The 19676-nt window shown below is 40.2% G+C and carries 18 protein-coding genes, 2 tRNA genes and 1 pseudogene; 6 read left to right on the top strand and 15 right to left on the bottom strand.

Annotated elements, in window-relative coordinates; genetic code table 11:
• Positions 1 to 64 precede the first annotated feature (64 nt).
• The 11 genes from GCCT14_RS00640 to GCCT14_RS00590 form a co-directional block, all read right to left on the bottom strand.
• A tRNA-Cys gene (locus GCCT14_RS00640) sits at positions 65 to 136 on the bottom strand.
• A 40-nt stretch (positions 137 to 176) separates the two neighbouring features.
• A complete protein-coding gene (locus GCCT14_RS00635; RefSeq protein WP_108623769.1) occupies positions 177 to 2759 on the bottom strand; it encodes an FtsK/SpoIIIE family DNA translocase in 2583 nt (860 codons plus the stop codon).
• 99 nt (positions 2760 to 2858) lie between these two features.
• Positions 2859 to 2932: transfer RNA gene (locus tag GCCT14_RS00630), tRNA-His, on the bottom strand.
• 37 nt (positions 2933 to 2969) lie between these two features.
• Positions 2970 to 3599: a C39 family peptidase gene (locus GCCT14_RS00625; RefSeq protein ID WP_157952414.1), complete on the bottom strand. Its 630-nt coding sequence runs from the start codon at positions 3597 to 3599 to the stop codon at positions 2970 to 2972.
• A gap of 40 nt (positions 3600 to 3639) precedes the next feature.
• Positions 3640 to 4041 (bottom strand): hypothetical protein, encoded by a 402-nt coding sequence (locus GCCT14_RS00620; protein ID WP_157952413.1) that lies wholly within the window; start codon positions 4039 to 4041, stop codon positions 3640 to 3642.
• 50 nt (positions 4042 to 4091) lie between these two features.
• Positions 4092 to 5000, bottom strand: coding sequence for a hypothetical protein (locus tag GCCT14_RS00615; RefSeq protein WP_108623766.1), 909 nt, complete (start codon positions 4998 to 5000; stop codon positions 4092 to 4094).
• Positions 5001 to 5056: 56 nt separating this feature from the next.
• Positions 5057 to 5371, bottom strand: a complete 315-nt coding sequence (locus GCCT14_RS00610) for a hypothetical protein (RefSeq protein WP_157952412.1) — start codon at positions 5369 to 5371, stop codon at positions 5057 to 5059.
• A 69-nt stretch (positions 5372 to 5440) separates the two neighbouring features.
• Complete coding sequence (locus GCCT14_RS00605; protein ID WP_108623764.1) at positions 5441 to 6208, bottom strand: hypothetical protein; 768 nt, start codon at positions 6206 to 6208, stop codon at positions 5441 to 5443.
• A gap of 139 nt (positions 6209 to 6347) precedes the next feature.
• Positions 6348 to 6752, bottom strand: coding sequence for a hypothetical protein (locus tag GCCT14_RS05345; protein ID WP_157952411.1), 405 nt, complete (start codon positions 6750 to 6752; stop codon positions 6348 to 6350).
• A gap of 71 nt (positions 6753 to 6823) precedes the next feature.
• On the bottom strand, positions 6824 to 7657 hold the full coding sequence (locus GCCT14_RS00595; protein WP_157952410.1) for a hypothetical protein: 834 nt from the start codon (positions 7655 to 7657) through the stop codon (positions 6824 to 6826).
• Between the two features lie 44 nt (positions 7658 to 7701).
• Positions 7702 to 9297 carry a ComEC/Rec2 family competence protein gene (locus tag GCCT14_RS00590; protein ID WP_108623761.1) on the bottom strand — a complete coding sequence of 532 codons (1596 nt, stop codon included), beginning with the start codon at positions 9295 to 9297 and terminating at the stop codon, positions 7702 to 7704.
• Between the two features lie 271 nt (positions 9298 to 9568).
• Between GCCT14_RS00590 and GCCT14_RS00580 the strand changes: the two genes are divergently transcribed.
• Positions 9569 to 10813, top strand: a complete 1245-nt coding sequence (locus GCCT14_RS00580; protein ID WP_108623759.1) for a CNNM domain-containing protein — start codon at positions 9569 to 9571, stop codon at positions 10811 to 10813.
• A gap of 12 nt (positions 10814 to 10825) precedes the next feature.
• Positions 10826 to 12091 carry a CNNM domain-containing protein gene (locus GCCT14_RS00575; protein WP_108623758.1) on the top strand — a complete coding sequence of 422 codons (1266 nt, stop codon included), beginning with the start codon at positions 10826 to 10828 and terminating at the stop codon, positions 12089 to 12091.
• Positions 12092 to 12096: 5 nt separating this feature from the next.
• Here the strand turns inward: GCCT14_RS00575 and GCCT14_RS00570 are convergent, their stop codons facing one another.
• Complete coding sequence (locus GCCT14_RS00570) at positions 12097 to 13218, bottom strand: cysteine desulfurase family protein (RefSeq protein ID WP_157952409.1); 1122 nt, start codon at positions 13216 to 13218, stop codon at positions 12097 to 12099.
• Between the two features lie 76 nt (positions 13219 to 13294).
• Between GCCT14_RS00570 and dnaG the strand changes: the two genes are divergently transcribed.
• Positions 13295 to 15016: a DNA primase gene (gene dnaG / locus GCCT14_RS00565; protein ID WP_108623756.1), complete on the top strand. Its 1722-nt coding sequence runs from the start codon at positions 13295 to 13297 to the stop codon at positions 15014 to 15016.
• Positions 15017 to 15024: 8 nt separating this feature from the next.
• Here the strand turns inward: dnaG and rpmB are convergent, their stop codons facing one another.
• Together rpmB and GCCT14_RS00555 are read right to left on the bottom strand one after the other, a co-directional pair.
• A complete protein-coding gene (gene rpmB / locus GCCT14_RS00560) occupies positions 15025 to 15315 on the bottom strand; it encodes a 50S ribosomal protein L28 (RefSeq protein ID WP_108623778.1) in 291 nt (96 codons plus the stop codon).
• Between the two features lie 123 nt (positions 15316 to 15438).
• Positions 15439 to 15855, bottom strand: coding sequence for a hypothetical protein (locus GCCT14_RS00555; RefSeq protein WP_108623755.1), 417 nt, complete (start codon positions 15853 to 15855; stop codon positions 15439 to 15441).
• Between the two features lie 128 nt (positions 15856 to 15983).
• Between GCCT14_RS00555 and sthA the strand changes: the two genes are divergently transcribed.
• From sthA to GCCT14_RS05580, 3 genes and pseudogenes are all read left to right on the top strand, one after another.
• Positions 15984 to 17360: a Si-specific NAD(P)(+) transhydrogenase gene (sthA, locus tag GCCT14_RS00550; protein ID WP_108623754.1), complete on the top strand. Its 1377-nt coding sequence runs from the start codon at positions 15984 to 15986 to the stop codon at positions 17358 to 17360.
• A 212-nt stretch (positions 17361 to 17572) separates the two neighbouring features.
• Complete coding sequence (gene rpsA / locus GCCT14_RS00545; protein ID WP_108623753.1) at positions 17573 to 19255, top strand: 30S ribosomal protein S1; 1683 nt, start codon at positions 17573 to 17575, stop codon at positions 19253 to 19255.
• Positions 19256 to 19380: 125 nt separating this feature from the next.
• A pseudogene (locus tag GCCT14_RS05580) lies at positions 19381 to 19515 on the top strand (NusA N-terminal domain-containing protein); the annotation flags it as partial.
• A 36-nt stretch (positions 19516 to 19551) separates the two neighbouring features.
• On the opposite strand, the gene GCCT14_RS05575 reads toward GCCT14_RS05580, so the two are convergent.
• Entirely contained in the window at positions 19552 to 19647 is a 96-nt protein-coding gene (locus GCCT14_RS05575) for a S1 RNA-binding domain-containing protein (RefSeq protein ID WP_420885380.1), read from the bottom strand.
• Positions 19648 to 19676 lie beyond the last annotated feature (29 nt).

Raw genomic sequence — 19676 nt, 5'->3', positions numbered from 1 at the left:
GTCAATTATACAGGGCACTTGACCTAGTACAAAACAGACACTTCAACGCCTTCAGACACAAAAAAGGCGGCACTCAGATTCGAACTGAGGAATAAAGGCTTTGCAGGCCCTTGCCTTACCGCTTGGCTATGCCGCCTTGAAAAAGCGGCTCATGCTATCAGATCCAACTGACTAAGTCAAAACTCATCTGGGTCTTTTAGTGAATGTGACGTGAAATCTCCTTTTCCTATAAGAATTTTTCTTTGTTTTGAACCATCTTGCTGACTTACCACTCCTTGTCGTTCCATTTCGTCAATTAGGCTTGCTGCTCGTGGATAACCAATTTTTAATCTACGTTGTAACGAAGTTGTTGAAGCAACTCCAGTTTCAATGATGATTCTTACAGCTTGGTCATATAGGACATCTTCTAAGCGATCTGCACCAAGTCTTGTTCCACCATGTTCTGAGATATGCTCATCGAATGAAGAGACTATGTAATTGGGGCTGGTGCGCTGAGAAATAAAATCTATTACAGATCTTATCTCTTCTTCTTGAACATATGCACCTTGCGCTCGAATTGGGTGTGGATGGTTAGGAGAAAGAAAGAGCATGTCACCGTTACCCAGTAATTCATCTGCACCTACCATATCCAATATAATTTGGCTGTTAACGCGATTGGAAACTTTAAAGGCAATTCTAGCCGGGAAGTTGGCTTTGATTAATCCAGTAATTACTTCACGGGAAGGTCGCTGTGTAGCGAGTACAAGATGAATCCCAACGGCTCTAGCTTTTTGAGCGATTCGCGTTATAGAACATTCAATATCGGGTGTCGAACTGGTCATCATGAGATCGGCTAATTCATCAACAATTGCGACAATGAAATACATCTTGTTGGGGACATCAACACCCAACAGCTCACTTTCATTTTCATTAGGGGCTCTCTCATTGAAGTTACGAATATGACGAAGCCCGAGCCTCCTCAGTATTTCGTATCTCCATTCCATTTCTCTTATCAACCAGTTGAACGCTTCTTTAGCACCTTGCGTTTCAGTTATAACGGGGGCAATTAAGTGCGGTAGAGGAGTGTAACATGATAATTCGACTTTCTTTGGATCGATCATCAACAAACGAACTTGATCTGGAGTTCGGGTCATAAGGATCGACATAATAATGGAATTGATGCAGACGGATTTACCTGAGCCTGTTGCTCCAGCTACTATCAAATGTGGCATTTTCGCTAAATCGACCACAACCTGCTCACCAGAAATCATCTCCCCCAACAAAAGTGGAATTTCCATAGATGTTTCTTGGCCAAGGTAGCCTTCTAACAAGGATCTAAGGTTCACATGTCGTATATAAAGCGAAGGGATCTCAACACCAACAGCGGCTTTCCCAGGTATAGGTGCTAATATTCGTATGGATTTAGCTTCCATATTGAGAGCGATATCACGCTCAATAGCTTTGATTCGTTGTACCTTTACCCCGGTAGCCGGATGCACTTCGAATGAGGTAATACGTGCCCCTTGGTATACCTCTCCGACTTTTGCTTCAATCGCAAACGTTCTAAGGACGTTTTCTAATCGAGATGCCTCTTCTCTTAACGCTAAAATCTGGTCTTGTTTGTCTATTTCAGAAGAAGGCTCTTTTAATAATGAACAGTGGGGAAGTTGGTAACTGGTTTGGGTAAAAATTGGAACTGGGATTGATGCCGTCTCACTATTTGGAGATGATTCGAAGCTATTTGGCTCTAAAAAGATTGATGGATCCTTTCCAAGAGTTTCTTCTTTGCTTTGCTCAAAAATAGGGGGGGCTACCTCCTCTTTATGATAAGTGGAACCTGCTGTGATATTGCTTTTTTCTATGTAATCAGAAAGCTCTTGTGTACCGAATGAGTCGTAAGAAGGAGATACATGTTGAATTTGAAGAATTGGTGCAAAGATTTTTGCTTCCTCTTTGATGAGTGCAGGATGGGGCTTAGCTGAAAACGGTTTGCCCTTAATTGTTACTGAGATTCCGATAAGGCTTCTTCGTGTGACCAGAAATAACGTATCCAGAATGGATAACGAAGTTTTTTTTATAATCCTGCATCCTTTTCTAACGGGAATTCGATAAAGGTTACTAAGTAAGAAGCAACCTGTTACGTGACAGGTTTTGCCAACACAAAGGGCGCTTTTTTCTAAGAAATAAACTGTTTGTGCGTTTTTCCTCTTCATTTTTTCTATAAATTTTTTAACTCCAACTTGATAAATGAAAAATCCCGAGCAAAAAAATACGCCCAAAGTTCCTAAGAGAGCACTGCCGATCGGCCCAAAAAGAAGGGCCAGATTGAAGAACGGCATTAATTTATAGATAAAAAAAACTGGCAGCCCACCTAGAGGAGTGTAGTTCAACTCAGATGAGTATGAGCTCCAAGGTGCGGCAAAAGAAGTAAAAGTAGTCAAATTCTCAGAAAGTACACTTAAAACAAGAGAGGAAGAAAAGGTGGCCAAAACCACCATCGAAATTTGAAGCTTAGAGGGAATGTTAACGTCCAAATGGTGACGACCAATTTTCCACCCTAGGTAGCAAAGCGAGATAGGTATTGGATACGCTAATAATCCAAGCAAGAAACGTGAAACAAAAGCTGTACAGAAGCCGACAAGCCCAAGCCAATTCGCAGACTCCGGTGGCGGACTAAAACTTATCAAAGATAAGAAAAACAATGTGCCGAACGAGGCCAGGAGAAAGCCTTTTACCTCTTTTAAACCTCGAGGAGAGTGCTCTTTCGACTTTTCAGACATAACCCAAAACCTACCAAGCGCATTCTGTCTGGGGACACAGACATTTATTCAACTTGGTGACTTTATAGGAAGAATTGTTTTCTAAAGATAAAACAGTTGGGCGACAGACGGGACTTGAACCCGCGACTTCCGGATCCACAATCCGACACTCTAACCAACTGAGTTACAGTCGCCAAAAAGACACAGGAAAACAAATACGGGTTTGGAATTTTAACGAAGGCCTCTCATTATACCTAGCGGGGAATTCCTATCAAGATGCCGTCCACAGTTAGGGATTATCATTTTAGAGAGCTCGTTCACTACTGATAAATTTTTCTTCTGTTTCTCAAAAAAAAGGACGTACCCCCAATTGACCCCAGGATTTTTCCATAACTTAGCAAAACGTGCCGCAGAAATAATCCGAATTCCACAACTGGGGTCCCCCAAAACAACCAGTTGTCGGAGAATGTCTACATGAAAACAGACAGTGAAATGACCTTCACCATTTTGGTTTAATGCGACAATACATGGATCACGAAATAAGAAACAGAACTGAGGCCAGGTCATTCGGTAACCTTTCCCTTTCAGGTCGTACTTATTTGCACATTCTGCCAACGTCGCAAAGGAGATTGGTTGGGAAAGATCAATTTGAGAAAGAAGCGTCTCTTCCGAGATTAAATGGCCATTTAAGGATAGAATTGTAGCAAGAGAAGCTGTCCCACATGAAAATGGATACTTTTGTCGAACAACGCTTCTCCATCTTTTTTTGACAAAGCTACTACTGTTTTTCGTTGAGTAAATTTCAATGAAACGATTTCTATGGTGGCTATTCGAACAAAATATTGAGAATGTTGCCACCATTAATAAAAGAAACTTTACTTTACAACATGGTGAATTTTGGCTACTGAACATTTTCTAAAGTGTTTCGTGCGTCTATGGCATCTCGCAATTGTTCTACTTCTCTCAAAAGTTCGGCCCTCTGTTGCTCCAGGGCTTGCCTTCTTTCTTCTTGTTCTGATCTCAGTTTTTTCTGAGTGATAGATTTGTAAATGGCAAAACCAATAACGGAGGCGGCTTCTAATATCGTAGAAATTGGACCCATTGAGTCTAATGGCCAAGCTCCTCCTTGAACTTTTTTCATTTCTTCTTTTGTAAGAATGCAGGATGAAATGCTTATACAATTTTTGGTTTGATGGTTGTTGTAATCTAAATTTGATTGAACTTTGATCGAATTTCCGTGCAAAGAATTGATGCCTATTGAGCAGATAAGAAACAAGACATGCAGTCTAGATATAGTTTTCACAGAGTGTCCTCGACTTATTAGTTGTTGTATTCTAGTGTCTTTTTCTGTTGTTAGTTATGTGCTGTACATTTGAAGCCAATTGAGCCGAGGCCTCTTGTTTGTGTTGTGGTTGCGCAGAACAGACGTACGGAACAGTTTTTTGTGGGTGTCCACGTATAAAAAACCTCACCACGAATAACTGTTTTTTGGGGAGCAACTTCCCTGGAGTTGATCATGTCGGAGCCTTTCCAGTAAGCGCCAGCATTCATACCAATTCCATAGGATGGTTTCATTTGATAAGTGACTTCAGGAGAGCAAAATAGTACGCAGCCTGGAATAAGAGTTTGTACGCTGTAAAGTAACGTTGTGTCTCTTGCATCTCTTTCAGAACGATAACTAGCACCAAAAGACACGTCAAAAGTAAAAGAATCCCATTCTTTTCCAAGTGTAAGACATCCTGTTGAAATTAAGCGCATAGCCTCTAAGGCATGGCACCTGTTATTAAATCCCCAGGTTCCTTCGACAAAGCCGTTAATTTTTTTCCCGTTTTGACCTTCGAAAAGGCTGGCAAAAAGTCCCATGGTATAGCAAGATCCCCCAATGTCAATATTGTAGTACCCGCCTTCAACAAGAATTCTCAATGCTCCGTAAGCACTTACCTTTGGATGTATGTTAGTACTGCAGGATGTTTCGTAAACAAGAAGTGTCCTTTTGATAGGACGATCTCCGAGTGCAATAAACTTTTTGATGCCCATATCCACAACACGAGTGTTTGTAAGAATCAATGCATCTCCACACAATTGCGCACGTTCAGGATCAAATTCAACAACGGATATATTCTTCGACAATTTTCCTTCTGGTAGCTTGCGGAAACCGTTATCTAGCTCATATGGTTGAGGCGCCCCGGCCATGAGTATGGCAGGACAGATAAGAGTAAATATAGTAGTAAGAAAGGTTGTTCTCTCTTGTGATAGATTCATAGAAAATCCCGTGCTTTTTTCGGTGTAAATGGAACAGTTGACTTGAGATGTTATATTCAGTTGTTCTTCATTTTAGGTGTCATTTTTCGTTTCAGAAAATTTGATAGTTTTTGTTTTTCTATACGTAAGTTTACTGTTTGTTGTTGAAGATCGTCCAAGCTATTGTTTATTAACTTGAGCGATAAATCTATGTATTCATAATGCAGTCGAATTCTTTCATCAGCTCCTTTAACTCCTTTTTTTAAAGCTTCCAAAATTCCATCTTCTAAAATTCCATCTAATGAATTATAACCAGATCCAAGCTTCCCTGTGATTGTCTGCATTTCTATTTTTCCAATTGGAGAGACAGTAGAATCAGAGTAAGAAGTCATTGCTCCCATCAGCAGACAGATAAATGAATTTTTACTGAGCATGTTTCGTTGCATTTTTATGTTCTTTGTTTAGAAATGGCGCTTCCATGAAGTTTGTGCTGTCATAAATGCTTGCTTAGGCTCGAAAACTGTCCAGCCAGTTGCAAAAGAAAAGCCTTGATTTTCGTCGTTAAAGTATCGAACCCCTAAAGTGATTTCTGTTTGCATGCGAGGCGGAGAAAGCAGCCTACTTCCCACCCAATCACTTGATTGAAATGACCATTTAACGGATGCAAAAGAGCAAAGTTCTTGTGTTGCCCAGAAAGAACACCCTGGCTCAAAAGTAAATAAAGCACCTCTTTTCCAGGTTCCTTCTTGGTATGTTTCTGGAATAAAAAAACGACCACTTAGGGAACACTCAAGAGATAACGTGTCAACGCCCTTTCTGCTTGTGACTTCAATGGCGAGAGATGGAAAGATGTCAACCAGGGGATCACGCACAGTGTTTATCTCAATTAGAGCAGCGGACAAATTCACATAACAAGAAGGTTCATCGCCTTTTGGAGGGATTAATTGAAACCCTACTCCACTTCCAACAGTTAATATGGCGTCTTTCGTCGTGCGGCCAGACATAATGCAGAAGTCGAATTGAGATGACAAATCTTCCGCAAGTTCTGCACTGCAATAATAAGTGCCTAACACAAATACATCGCTCGGTGCTTTCCCCTCTTCTGAGATCCCAGGCAAATGCCTAGTAAGCACACCTAGAGATGTTGCTTGTTTAATTGGAAGACCAAATCCGGAATGCGGAAAAAAGGCAATTAAGAGAGCGGGGAAATAGAACAATAAACGATTCATAAGTTGAGCTGTTTTCGGCCAAATAGAAGTCGGGATTCTCGTGCGTCGCAGTAGTTTTTCTGTTTTTATTTCAAAATAAATAATAGATTTAAGATTTTAATGTTAGATGTGTGGAAAAAACAAGAACTTTGTGGTCGTGTCAAAATTCTCGATATTTTGGTACGATTTTGTCCAATCTTTTCTTTTCTTGCATCAATTTCTTCATTTCTTCCATCTCCATTGACAGTTTGTTTTTTTCTTCATTCAGAAGCTTGCGTTCATTTTTTATTTGTTCTTTTTTCAGGTAGAGTTTCGCATGTTGACTGAGAGTATCTATCAAAGAACTGGCCAGATGTATGAGTATCCCATTCATTACGTCCCTTATCCACACATTTTTCCTGAAGCTGATAAATGCTCCTTGCACGCATCTCATTTCTTTAGTAGTCAAAGAAATTACCATTTGGTCAGCTTTGGTTAGGCTGTACACACTAGACTGACGAAGCGACGCTATGGACGCGAATAAAGAGGCAACTAATAAGAGCAGTACGGAAGACTTAATTTTCATGGCTTCTAATGGTGTGGTTTCTGAGGAATTGAGGCGTGCGTAATGGAGATTGGATGTGGTCTATAGATAATTTAAATTCTTAAGTTAAGCCCAAGAGAGGCATTACCAAATTTGTTACAGTTGTTTGATCGAATATAAGACATCAAAATCGTGAGATCATCACCTAAATCTACCTGGTAGAAAAGCTCCCATCTAGTACTGACAGAACTCGGGCAAACTATCTGTTGTTCCCTTCCTAAAGAACCTTTTTGCTTCAGATAAACACCGCATCTTGATCCTACCTTAGAGCATTCTCCTAAAGAATAAGAAATTTCCGGCGAGCAATAAAACACGTTACCTGGATTAAAATTCGGACGCAGCAAACAGTCTCGCATGTTTCTTTTGTAAAGGCCACACGCAAGTCCAACTCCAATCCCCTGATCACATGATTTCCCGCCTGACACGCCAAAATTTAACCCAAAAGCTTGCAAATACCCCTCTAAGTTCTCTTCAGAGTAATATCCCCAAACTCCCTCACAAAAGCAAAGAAGATAATTCTGTGCACTGTTCGTCGGGAACGAATAAGAGCCACCAACTACAAAACTGGGGGCACCTATCACAATGTTACAACGATACGGTTCGAACAACACATGGCAAGAGCCAAAAAGAGCAACGTTTGAGTGGACAGCACCATTAAATCCAAACGCTATAGCGCCAATTTGATTGGATTGACCGATTTCCCTTTTAGGGAAGGTGCTCACCTCTATAAATCGGGAGCCAATTACTGGTATTACATCAGAAAAAACATTGGAGCGCTCCAAGTCAATGTCAGCAGAAAAAAAGAAAAACTCTTTTTGAACTGGCTGCTTATACACACTCTCTTCAAGAGGCGCAAAATGCAGCGCGCAGCAAGGAAAATGAGACAAATGGAGTAAACAAACTCCAATTAACACCAGAAAAGATTGGTTTTTCACAGTTGTTCTTTACGGTTTTGCTTCTCAACGAGTGGGGACATTTTATGAGTTGGAACGCTTTGTGTCAAACATGTGTGAGAAAAAATAGAATCATTTTTGTCTTCCCAAGATCGCCATTTCATGAATAAAAAGCATGACAAAAACATCTTGGAAATGAGCATAGAATTTGTTTGCAGAACACATGGAATTTTTAGTTGACAAGTATTTAGCTCTAACTTCCATAGAAGTTCTATGATCATTTTTAAAAAATGCCCTAGAAGACAAAAGAAACTTTTTGAAAGTGCAATGGGGATGAAACAACTACTTATAACTAATATCGCAGAAATTTTAATGAGCATGCTAATTGAATCGTTAAATATCAGACCTAATATAGGGGATAAAATTGGTAATTCTTTTGAGAATGAAAGTTGCAATGGCAATAGTGCTAAACAGATGGCCAGATTTTGGCTTAATTTCATCTCCATACAATTAATATACCTGTATGGAAGTGAATCTTTACTTTTTTGATAATTAAACTCAGAACAAATCAAAAGTGCTCCTACCGCTATATAGCTAAGCCCGTAGGAAAAAGTGAGCACAGAAAAAGGGTCAATACAAGCGGATACCGTAAGAACTATTCCATAACTTTGATATGGGTTTGTTGAATTTGGAAGAAAGCTAGAAATAGATGCTAACAAAGAACTTAAAAAGGCCCTAAAGGCAGGGGGTCTTGGTCCTATTATAAAAAAATACGCAAGATATAACATCAATTGCAATGAGAATTTAACACTGCCAGTGCGTATTCTTTTGAAAATTATATTAATGGTATTTATTACGCACGAAAAGTGTAACCCTGAAACAATCAATAAATGACTTAATCCAGCTAAAACAAAAAGTCGTTTGATTTTGTATTCAGGCTCTCTTCCAAAAAGAAGAGTTTGTATAAATTTGGATGTAAATTGATTTGGGCAAATTTTTTGAATGTGACTTTCTATTTTTTGCATCATTAAACATCGTGAAACTGCCCATGTTGAAATGAATCTATTCACAATTGACTTTGTCATCGTTTGAGGATGTGGGAAAAATTGTAGTGTATTTGATTTAACCTGAATTTGATTGAAAAATGATTTGTAGAATAGTCCTGTAATTCTCCAGGATCCTAGAAAAGGGTCTGAAGCGAGAAGCTTATTTGATGGCAAGCTAATCTTTAGCCAAAATCTTTCTTTTTGCTTTTGGTCTAGTGAACAGGCCCACCCTTCAAGGATCCAAAAATGTTTTCTTTGTGATAAGCGAGCTTCTCTCAAAAGAAACAAAAATGTGCTACTCTCTTTTTCAAAATAATGTATTTTCTTTTGATGTTCTTTGTGAGATTGGATTACTAGTAGACAATGATGGAAAGTCACAAATGAAAACAGAAGAAGGAATACAAACTTTGTGTTTTTTGTTAAAAAAAAATTGAGAGATTTTATTAGAAGAGAGAATGTAATCAAGCAGATGCCTACGTGAACTGAAAACTCTGTAGGTGAGTCAATTTGAATAGATGTGAGGCAGAAAACTATTGTTAACCCTGCCCAAAAAAAGTAGGCATCCCGGAATTGGGACAAAGTTGGCATCTTTGTTCCTTAATCAGATGGCAACAAACTAGGTAGTGATGTTTTTCATTTATTTTTTGTTTGCTAGGTCGAGATTAGATCCTTTAAACTCCGTGGAGGTCGGGTGGCTCTTCGGGCCTCTGGATGACTTTGGGTCAGGATCGAGAGATAGCAGCCTGCATTCGTTCCAAGAGGGGTTGGAGAGATTCTCCGGCTTTTTTCTTTTTTTTACTAGCTCGACAAGATGTTCTAACGTATTTGTAAGCTGTAAAGAGCGCGAGTTCTCGCTGTCATGATTCGGTTTTTGGTGACCTCTGTCTCTCTTTTTTGTTGTTTGGGGATTCAATCTATTTCTTCGTTGTGTCTTGCTTCATTTTTTTCATTTTCTAGGTCACAGTTAAAATCCTTTCGAGCAGAAAAAGACTCTAAATTGGTTCTTATTGCTCATTTGATGAAAAATCCTGAGAAAGTCTTAGTGACGATCCTTTTTTTAGGGACCATGGGAACTATTTTGTGTCAAAATTTGGTTTCTTATCTTCTTATGGGGACCACTTCTTCATGGTTGCGTGTTTTTTTGCCTATGATGTTAAGTTCTGTTATTGCAGAAATTCTTCCGAAAGTTTTCGCGATTGAATATAACGCCTCAATCGCCAAGTTTTTAGTAGTTCCGTTTTTCAATATTCATAAATTATTGTATTACCCAAGAATGGTGACCATTTCAGTCGCTAATATTCTTACTGGTTTTTTGTCTCCTTTCTTAAAGGATAGTGAACAACCAACGTTGGAAGAACAAATAGATGCTATTGATCTTAGTCAAGAGAACCCCTTGATCTCCAAAGAGGAGAAGAGTCTTTTTCAGAGCTATCTTCGTCTTGCAAGATTACAGGTGAGTGAAGTCGCTAGGCCAATTCATGAATCGGATTATTTAGATTTAGAGCTTCCAGTTGGCAAATTTCGTAATCTTTCACCAGAGTTTATCGGTTGCGAGATTCCTGTTGTGTCAGGACATGTTGGAAATGTGCTTGGTACATTGGATATAAGACGACTCACTCCTAGTTCAGTTGCCTCTAATGAAGATATAAGGCACTCAGTAAAGCCTCCTTTTTTTGTCCCTGAAAGCAGACCTCTTGCTTTTGTATTGGAAACGTTGAAAACAGAAAATATAAGTCTAGTTTTTGTTATTAACGAATTTGGTGGTGTTATTGGAGTTGTAAACTTGCAGATCATTATGCGGTCGATTTGGGGAGGAGATGAACCTGTTCCTGACCATATACCAGGTTTCTTTGTAAGAGTTGATGGTGTTGGAATAGTTGCGAGCGGCAGGATGGATTTAGAGCTTTTTAAGCGTGTCAGTGGGATATCTTTATCTGCTAAAAGTGGGCAAACTACATTAGGTGGGTGGATAGTTGCTAAATGTAGGGAATTGTTGTTTCCAGGATCAGTCCTTCAAATAGGTGAGTTGCGGATACATGTTCTTTCTGTCGAAAATTGTTTTTTGAAACATCTCTATATCCAACATAAATCATTAGAAAAGTGAGACCAAATTGTTATGCAGTTAATAGGATGGCTGTTTATGACGATTTTGATGCTTGTCTTAGAAGGTTTTTTTTCTATGCAAGAGGTCGCAATTGTCTCTTATGATCCATTGTTTTTAAATTATCAATTACACAGAAAAAATTTTCGAGCTCAAGCAGTTCATAATTTTATTCGATCACCTCAATCTTTATTTGCCACCACTCTTATTTTAATTGAATTTGCACTTCACTTTGGCTCTGAATGTGCGAAAAATTTATTTAAATTGATCGGGATCCCTCTTCAGTTAATTCCATTTGTTTACATTCCGATCGTAGTCGTTTTTGGCGAGTTAGCGCCACTTTTTATTGGTAGAAGGTTCCCTCATGCCATTGCTCAGTTTGGTATTGTTATTCTTATACCTATCCGTTACATGGTCTCTCCGCTATCATTTTTGATAGAAAAGTTTGTTAGGCTAATTTCTTTCTGTTTTCGCTTGAAATGCTACGGAAAGGAACGTGTTCTTTTGCAGCGCGAGGATATTCTTCTTGCTCTTCGGGAAAATTCTCGACTTGTACAGGTGCTTTCACCTCAAGGCGCACTTCGTTTTGAGACCAAGACATTGTCTTCGTTGAGAAAATTAGAAATAAGATCGCTCGCCAAGTCACTTATAGATATACCGCTGCTATTTGGGAACGAATATTCATCTAGTTGCGCCCAACGTTTGTTTCATATTTCTTTGGCTCCTTTTTTGCTTTGTTTTTCTCCTGAAACTCGACTGCCACGCTTTCTTTTCCCAGCTAGAGTACTTTTTGGGAAAGAAGATTCGATTTCTTTTCAGTCTTTGGATCAGAGTATAGTGGTAAGTGCCTCCGCAAAGCCTTTTTCTGGATCCTTTGAGCTGGGTATGTTTCTTTCGCAAAAGGATACGTTCTTTTTAGTTGTCGATTTAAATCAACAAATAATTGGATGGCTTTCCTTGAGCTTCTTCTTTGACGAGCTATTTGGAGGTATTGGCTCAACTTCTCATGAAAGTCAACCGTGTTTATTTGAAAAAACGGCACCTGGTTCAATGACAGTTCGTCAGATGCGGTCTGAGTTTCGAATAGGCATTCAGGATATTGATGAATCATTGACATTGAGCGAATTGCTTGAAGAAGTTTTAGGTAGGCATTTGAAATTGGGAGATTCACATTACTTTGAGAAAAGCGAAATTGAACTTGTTGTAAAAGAGGTCAATTTATTCACCGGAGCTCGTACTGTTCTTCTTCGTTATAGAGGTGATAACCGTTGTATCAATTAGTTTTGTCAAGTTGAATTATTTTTTCCTTTACATATGCGCTCTATTGTTTTGCAGCATTCTTTGACATCTTCAAGAGAGTTCATTCGACTAAAGGACAATCTTACAGATCTTTTGACGCGTGCTAAATCGTAGCCCATCCCAAGCAGAACATGAGATGGCTCCATTACATTGGCGCTACAAGCTGACCCAAATCCTATTGCTATTCCCTCCATGTCAAGTTGAAAAACAGTTTCTTCAGAACTTAATTTAGGCAGGGCAAAGTTGAGAGTGTGGGGAGCTCGCTTTCCATTTCCGTTCCAAAGAATTCCCGGAACTTTATTTTCTAGGTAACAAAAAGCGTATGATGAAAGTTTTTCGAGATGAGAAACAATTTGGTCCATATTTGAGTCGCAAATTTCCATGGCTTTTGCTAATGCGGCTATTGCTGTAACGTTTTCTGTTCCTGAGCGAAACCCATGTTCTTGCCCACCTCCAGTAAGAATTGGATTTGGAAAAATTCCTCCTTGGAAATGACAGGCTGCACCTCCCTTAATTCCGTGAAACTTATGTCCACTCAGGCAAACCGCAGTTACGCCTGGGTGTAAATTGAATGGGTATCTACCCCAATGCGCTATTGCATCGACAATTAAAAAATAGTTTCTTTTTTGTGCTAAATCAGCAAGAGATTCTATGTCTGAAATTAATCCGGTTTCAGGATTCACGGATGAGGTTACAATCAATTTAGTGTCTTTTTTTTCGTGAGCCAAAACGTGTTCGGTCGTAAGGGTTCCTGACATTCCAGCGGGCACAATAGTAATTTGATTTTGATTTGATTGCAGGCTTTGCAAGGTTTTTATTACTGAAGAATGTTCACAAGAAGAGGTTATAGTATGCCCTGGAAATTTGCTTAAAATTCCACGAATGGCAAGATTAACAGCCTCGGTTCCACTAGAGCAAAAAACAGTATAACCTTCTTGTGTTTTCAATGATTCTTTGACTTTTCGTCTTGCAATGGTCACATATTCTCTGGCTTTTCTTCCAAAGGAATGCGGTGAAGATGGGTTTAAAGGGTGTTGCTCCAGTTCATTTACTAGTTGTAGAATTTCTGGATCAGGTTGAGTTGTTGCGTTGTTATCTAAATAAATCATAAATTCGTTTGTTTTTCTTTTTGTGCTACACACTAAACCAGTGTGTTTTTTTGTGATCTTGTAGGCCTGGAAGAGTATGTACGATAAGTCGGATTTGGGGCGAATCAAGGATTCTGCTTCTATTGTAGATGTTGCTCGACATTACATATCTTGTTCGAAGATGGGTGGGCTTTACAAAGCGTTATGCCCATTTCATCACGAAACGACACCTTCTTTCGTAATCTACGAAAATAATGCAAGCTATCATTGCTTCGGTTGTGGTGCTCATGGTGATGTCATATCTTTTATAATGGGCATACAAAATTGCTCTTTTCGAGATGCTGTTGAGTGGCTTGCAAACAGATATGGGATCACGTTAGGGGATAATTCTTCCTTGGCTGTATCTGATAGGGATATGAAAAATCGTCTTAGAGATTGTCTAAAGGAAGTTTCGAAAATTTTTAACTTGATTCTTTTTTATACAAAATCGGGAAGGCGATCTGTCAATTACCTTATTGAAGAACGAAAATTTGATCTTTCTGATTTGGTACGATTTGGTGTCGGGTTTTGCCCAGAAGCTGATGTTAAAAGCGTGTTTCCAAAGATTCCCATTTCACTCTTGCAAGATTCTGGAGTTGCTAGGGCATCTGGTCAACTATTTTTCAGTGGTAGGGTGGTATTCCCGATTTCAACCTGGAGCGGCAATGTAGTTGGTTTCACGGGAAGGAATATGGATGCGACAAAGAGAAACTCCAAGTACGTCAACACACCAGAAACGTCACTTTTTAAAAAGAGTGGCTTATTTTTCCCTATGAATTTCTTTAAGCAAGAGCTTATTAAAAAGAAGTTTGTTTTTTTAGTAGAAGGCCCCCTTGATGCTATTCGACTTATTCAAAATGGATTCTCTACCACTTTATCTTTGCTTGGTTCTTCATTGACCGAACATCATGTTCGGCAACTTCAGAAGTGGGGGGTCGAGAGGGCATATTTAGCTCTCGATGGTGATGAAGCTGGAATTGCTGCATGTAAGAAGTGGGGAAATCTTTTGATTCAGAACCTAGTTGATGTGCGTGTAATACAATTGCCTAAAGGTTCAGATCCAGATAGTTTTGTTCTGGAACATGGTTCTAATGGTTGGAATGAGAGATTTGAATCAGCCGTAGACTACGTTTCATTTTTATTTCATCGTGCTTTCCCTAGAACTCCAAATTTTTCGGAAAAGACAAAGTGGGTGAAGGAAATGTTGAGACTTTGTGAATCATGGACCGATCCTATTCTAAAGCAGGCAGCGTTGGAACGCATTATTGAGCTATCTCAAGTAGAGCTTGTTAGATCAAGCGAAGTGCGACGTGTAGCGAAATCAAAAGAAATTGACTCAAAAGATTGCGCTAGTAGTTTGCTAGAAAAAGAGTTCATTAGACTGGCCGTCCCACTTATGTTTTTAGATTCTTGTCTTGCAAAAAGAGGTTTGGAGCTTGTTGAAGAACATATGCTATTTGACCCGTGTTGGAAACGAGTGAAAATAGCGATGTCGCAGATGCAAAAAAAAGAGGCATCTGGATCTGCAGCCTTTCTCCTCCTTTTAACTCGTGAAGACGCAATAGAGGTAGAGAAGCTAGGCAGACTGGACTGTTCTGTGGATAGGGCAAGAGAATTTTTTAAATGTATTTGTAAGGAGCTAGTAAAAAGAAGCTGGTCGCTTCAACGTGACCAAATCAAAATGGAAATCCAAGCTGGCAAGCTAAGAGCAGAAGAAGCACTTAGTGCCGCCAGCAAACTAGCTCGAATGGGACAAACACCGCCAGAAATAACCTTTTGAAAGTTTGTCTAGGCCCTTCTCCTTTTTTTGTTCGGATTTCTACACAAGCGAGACCTGAATTTTCCTGCACCAGCTTTTTCTAAAGTCCTCAGTCCAGCCGCGGATATGGAGAGGAGCACAGAACGCCCTAGTTCATGTATCCAGACACGCTTACGGTGAACATTAGATTTAAAAACTCTACGGCTTTTTCCGGCGACTTTCAGACCAATTCCCTTCTTCTTCTTTGCGATACCTCGCATGCTGTACGACATACCGGCGCGAGTGGCTCGACCTGTAATTTGGCAAACCCTTCTAGACATAAAACCAATCGTAGCTCCAGAAAAAAAAACAGGACCTGCAGTCAAGATGCAAGCGGAATCCGGCGAATCTAACAGGTTTGGCCCATTTTACTCAAGGCGATATAGATGGTTACTGTGAACGGGCTAGATAGGTGTCCAATTTTTTCTTTGGTGAATTTCTTTTGTTTTTTCTGCAAATTTTCTTTGTTGTCGAATGATTCTCAAGGTAACGGTATTGCCTTTTTTTTGATCACTAATTTCTTCGGATTTGTCGTCCATGTAGAACGTTATTTCGTAAAGTTTAAGAAGTTGATCAGAAGGCAGTAGATCATTTGCCTGTGCTAGCTGTTCAAGTCTCTCAATTGTTAATGACACTTGTGTGTTTAAACTTTTCTGCATAGCTAGACGTAGTCTTTTTTGAAATGATTGTTGTAGCTTCAGGGCAAATTCTTTTTCTATCGGATCTTTTGGTGAGGTTATGGCTAAAAGTCGACGCTTTTTCCACAGTTGGATGGATTCATTCCAAGCTCGTTCTACATCTTTTTGATCTTTGTTTTTCATTTATAATTACCTAATTGATTGGGTGGAATGGGGGGTAATTTATGGAATTACTTTAATTTCAACTTTAAAGTATGCCCTTCTTCCTGAGGAGTGGTTTGTCAGAGTCCCTTGGGAGATGAGAGGAATGTATGAAGCGATTCGAAGTGGACTTACTCGTTATTGGATCTGGGCCTGCTGGGCAGAGGGCTGCTATCCAAGGAGCAAAGCTAGGGAAGAAGGTGCTTGTTGTAGAAGATGGTGAACATATTGGTGGCGGGGCGCTAAATGCAGGGACATTTCCCTCTAAAGCTATGAGACATGCTGTTGTCACTTTAACCAGGTGGCATGAGAGAAAATTCGACTCTTGTTGGACACCAGAAGCGAGTTTCGTCGAAATCAAAGAGAGAATTGGTTGTATCTTAGATGAGCGTAGGTCTGTAATTAAAAATCAATTTGATAGAAATGGTGTCATTTTCACTCACGGAGTTGCTCGGTTCAGGGATCCATATAGTATAGAGATCGTTCGTGATGGGAATGTAATCGCAGAAGTTAAATTTCGGTTCGTGGTACTAGCAACTGGCTCAGTGCCTAGAAATCCAATGGACGTCCCTTTTGATGGTGAACGTTTGCTCGATTCGACTGCCTTATTGGATATAAAAAAATTACCGAAAAAGATGATTGTTCTCGGCGCAGGTATTGTCGGAACGGAGTACGCAAGCATTTTTAATCTTTTAGGGGTTTCTGTGCTTTTACTGGACAAAAGAGATGTTTTACTTGGGTTAATAGATCGTGAGATTAGGGAAGTTTTTCAATCAGAGCTTTCAAAGTTAGGGTTGGAATTTTTGGGTAATAAATCCCCGGATCGGATTATCAGAAACGTAGATTCAGTCTCTGTAACATGTACAGACGGAAGCAGTTATTCGGCTGAAGTTCTTCTGTATGCCCTTGGTAGAGTAGCCAATACAAAACACCTGAGACTTGATTGTACTGGGGTGGAAATGAACTCAAGGGGATTCATCAACGTGAATTCTAAGTTTCAAACTTCCATACCGCACATTTATGCTGCAGGAGATGTAATTGGGCATCCCAGTTTAGCAGCTACAAGTTTCGAGCAAGGTCGGTTGGCCGTTCGTTACATATTCGGAGAGGAGACAGCTGACTTCCCCGAAATCTTTCCTGTCGGGATTTATACCATTCCAGAAATTTCATTTGTTGGAGAATCAGAGTTTTCTCTTCAGGAAAAAGACATTTCCTTTGTAGTTGGATACGCTCATTTTTGCGAGTTAGCTAGGGGTGTTATTGAGGCAAATACGTGTGGTCTTTTGAAAATGTTCGTTTGTAGAAATTCTAGAAGAATTCTTGGAGTGCACATAGTTGGTAGAAGAGCAACAGATCTAATTCACATTGGCCAAATGGCTATCCATTTTTCTGCTCAGGTAGATTTTTTTGCAGATCGAGTATTCAATTATCCAACATATTCGGAGGCGTATATCATTGCGGCAATCAATGCCTCAAGCAAGTTATAACGTTTCAGATAGATTGTCTGGACGTCCGGACTGTGATTTAGTTTTACTTATAGCAAACTGCGCACTTGTGGCTCACGTCAGATTAAGAGAGTATTTTTGGAAGTTGTCCTTGAGAAGAAGTTTTCATTCCACGTGCGCCTCGGATTGATATTTACTTGGTTCATTGTTACAATGCCGCTTTGTTTCTATCACCCCTTAGGAGATTGTAGCCGATGTCCCGAAAACCCGAAAACAACTGGGACGCCAGTAATGCCTTAGATAACGTGGATGTTTTGGCTCATGAAGCGCAAAAATTCAAAGAGTTGGTCGATGGATGCGAGGGGGGGACAAGTTCAGATGAGCTTGTGGCTTCATCTGGCACTGTTCTCAAAGGAAAGATAGTTGAACTTACAAAGGACTATGTCGCTGTTGACGTTGGCTTGAAGTCTGAAGGGTTGATATCCGTCAGCGAATTTTACGATCCCTCTGAGTTAAGGCTTGGTGGAGAGATTGAGGTGTTGCTCGAGCAAGCGGAGGACGAAAAGGGCCAAATTGTTCTTTCTAGGCAGAAGGCTAGAAAGCAGCGTCAGTGGGAGTACATCCTCAGAAATTGTTCCGAAGGCTCTATCGTCAAGGGTCTTGTTCTTCGACGTGTGAAGGGTGGATTGATGGTTGACATTGGGGTTGAGGCGTTTTTGCCTGGGTCTCAAGTTGATAACAAAAGGGTCAAGGAGCTTGATTCTTACGTTGGGAAAACTTTCGAATTCAAAATTCTCAAGATAAACCAAGAAAGGCAGAACGTTGTTATTTCCAGAAGGGAGCTTCTAGAGGCTGAGAGAATTCAGAAGCGTGGAGAGATGTTAGAGACAATTCAAGAAGGCGCACTTCGAACAGGTGTTGTTAAGAATATTACTGATTTTGGTGTGTTTTTGGATCTAGATGGGATTGATGTTCTTCTTCACATAACAGATATGTCTTGGAAGAGAGTTCGTCACCCTTCAGAAATGGTGAAAATTGGTGACGTTCTTGAAGTAGTTGTCTTGACAATTGATCACAGCAAAGGACGTGTCGCTGTTGGATTAAAGCAGAGAGAGAAGAGCCCTTGGGAAGAAATAGAGGACCGTTACCCGGTCGGCACTAAAGTTACAGGTCGTGTTACTAACACTACTTCTTATGGTGCCTTTATGGAGATTGAGCCCGGTATAGAGGGGCTTGTCCATGTTTCTGAAATGTCATGGAGTGCAGTTGCGGACCCTTCCAAAATTGTATCTAGAGGGGAATTTCGAGATGCTGTTGTCCTTTCTATCAACAAAGAGGAAGGGAAGATCTCTCTTAGCATGAAACAATTAGAGAGAAATCCTTGGGAAAACGTCGAAACAAATTACCCAGTTGGGTCTGTTTTCCAGGCAGAAATTCGCAGTCTTACTAGTTACGGGGCTTTTGTTGAGCTTGAGCCTGGACTTGAAGGGCTTATTCACATTTCTAGTCTTGGTGGTGGCAAAAGAGTAAGCCATCCTTCTGAGATCTTGAAAAAAGGGGCCATGGTAGAGTGCGCGGTTTTATTTGTAGACAAGGACAGCAGAAAGATTACTCTTGCGCTCAAGGACGGAGCTGACGTCACAAGTCATGATCTTGAGACCCTTTATGCTCCAGGCCAGTTGGTTGAAGGTGTTGTCACCAAGGTTAGTTCGTTTGGTGCTTTTCTTGATCTTTACAAGGGTGGGGAAGGGCTTATTCACATAAATGAGTTGAGTGATCGCCCTGTTGGCAGAGTTGAAGACGCTATTGAGTTAGGTGAGCGTGTGACGGCGAAGGTTTTGAGTCTTGATTCAGAATCTAAAAAATTTAATCTTTCTTTGAAGGGCCTAGAGCCTTCAGAAAGGGTTCTCCACTCTTCTGCTCATCAAGGTGGATGATAGCGTTCTTTTTTATGAGCCCGTGAAAGAAGGGGAATCGTCTTCTGTCGTGGGCTCGCCCTTGGTCTGTAAAATCGGAGCTAAGGGAGGTATCCCTGTATTGAACAATAGCGAAGGCTCTTCTTATGGCTCTTTCGAATAAAGATCTCATTGCCATTTTTGAGTATATGGAGCGAGAGAAGGGACTTGACAGAAAGTCTGTAGCGAATGCCATTGCTGAATCTCTTCTTGTAGCTGCAAAAAAAACGGTTCAAGATGCTCCGGACATTGAAGTTTCCGTTGATTATAAGACTGGATCAATTTCCATTTGTACGAATAAGCCCTTCCCCACCCTTGTAAAGATCAAGAAAAGCACCAAACGAACTAACCTTGGTGACAACACCTTCAACCAACTGGCCTGGAGCATAAAGGGTCTCAAGAT

Source organism: Candidatus Similichlamydia epinepheli (assembly GCF_003056015.1).
This window is presented reverse-complemented; position numbering and strand designations above follow the sequence as displayed.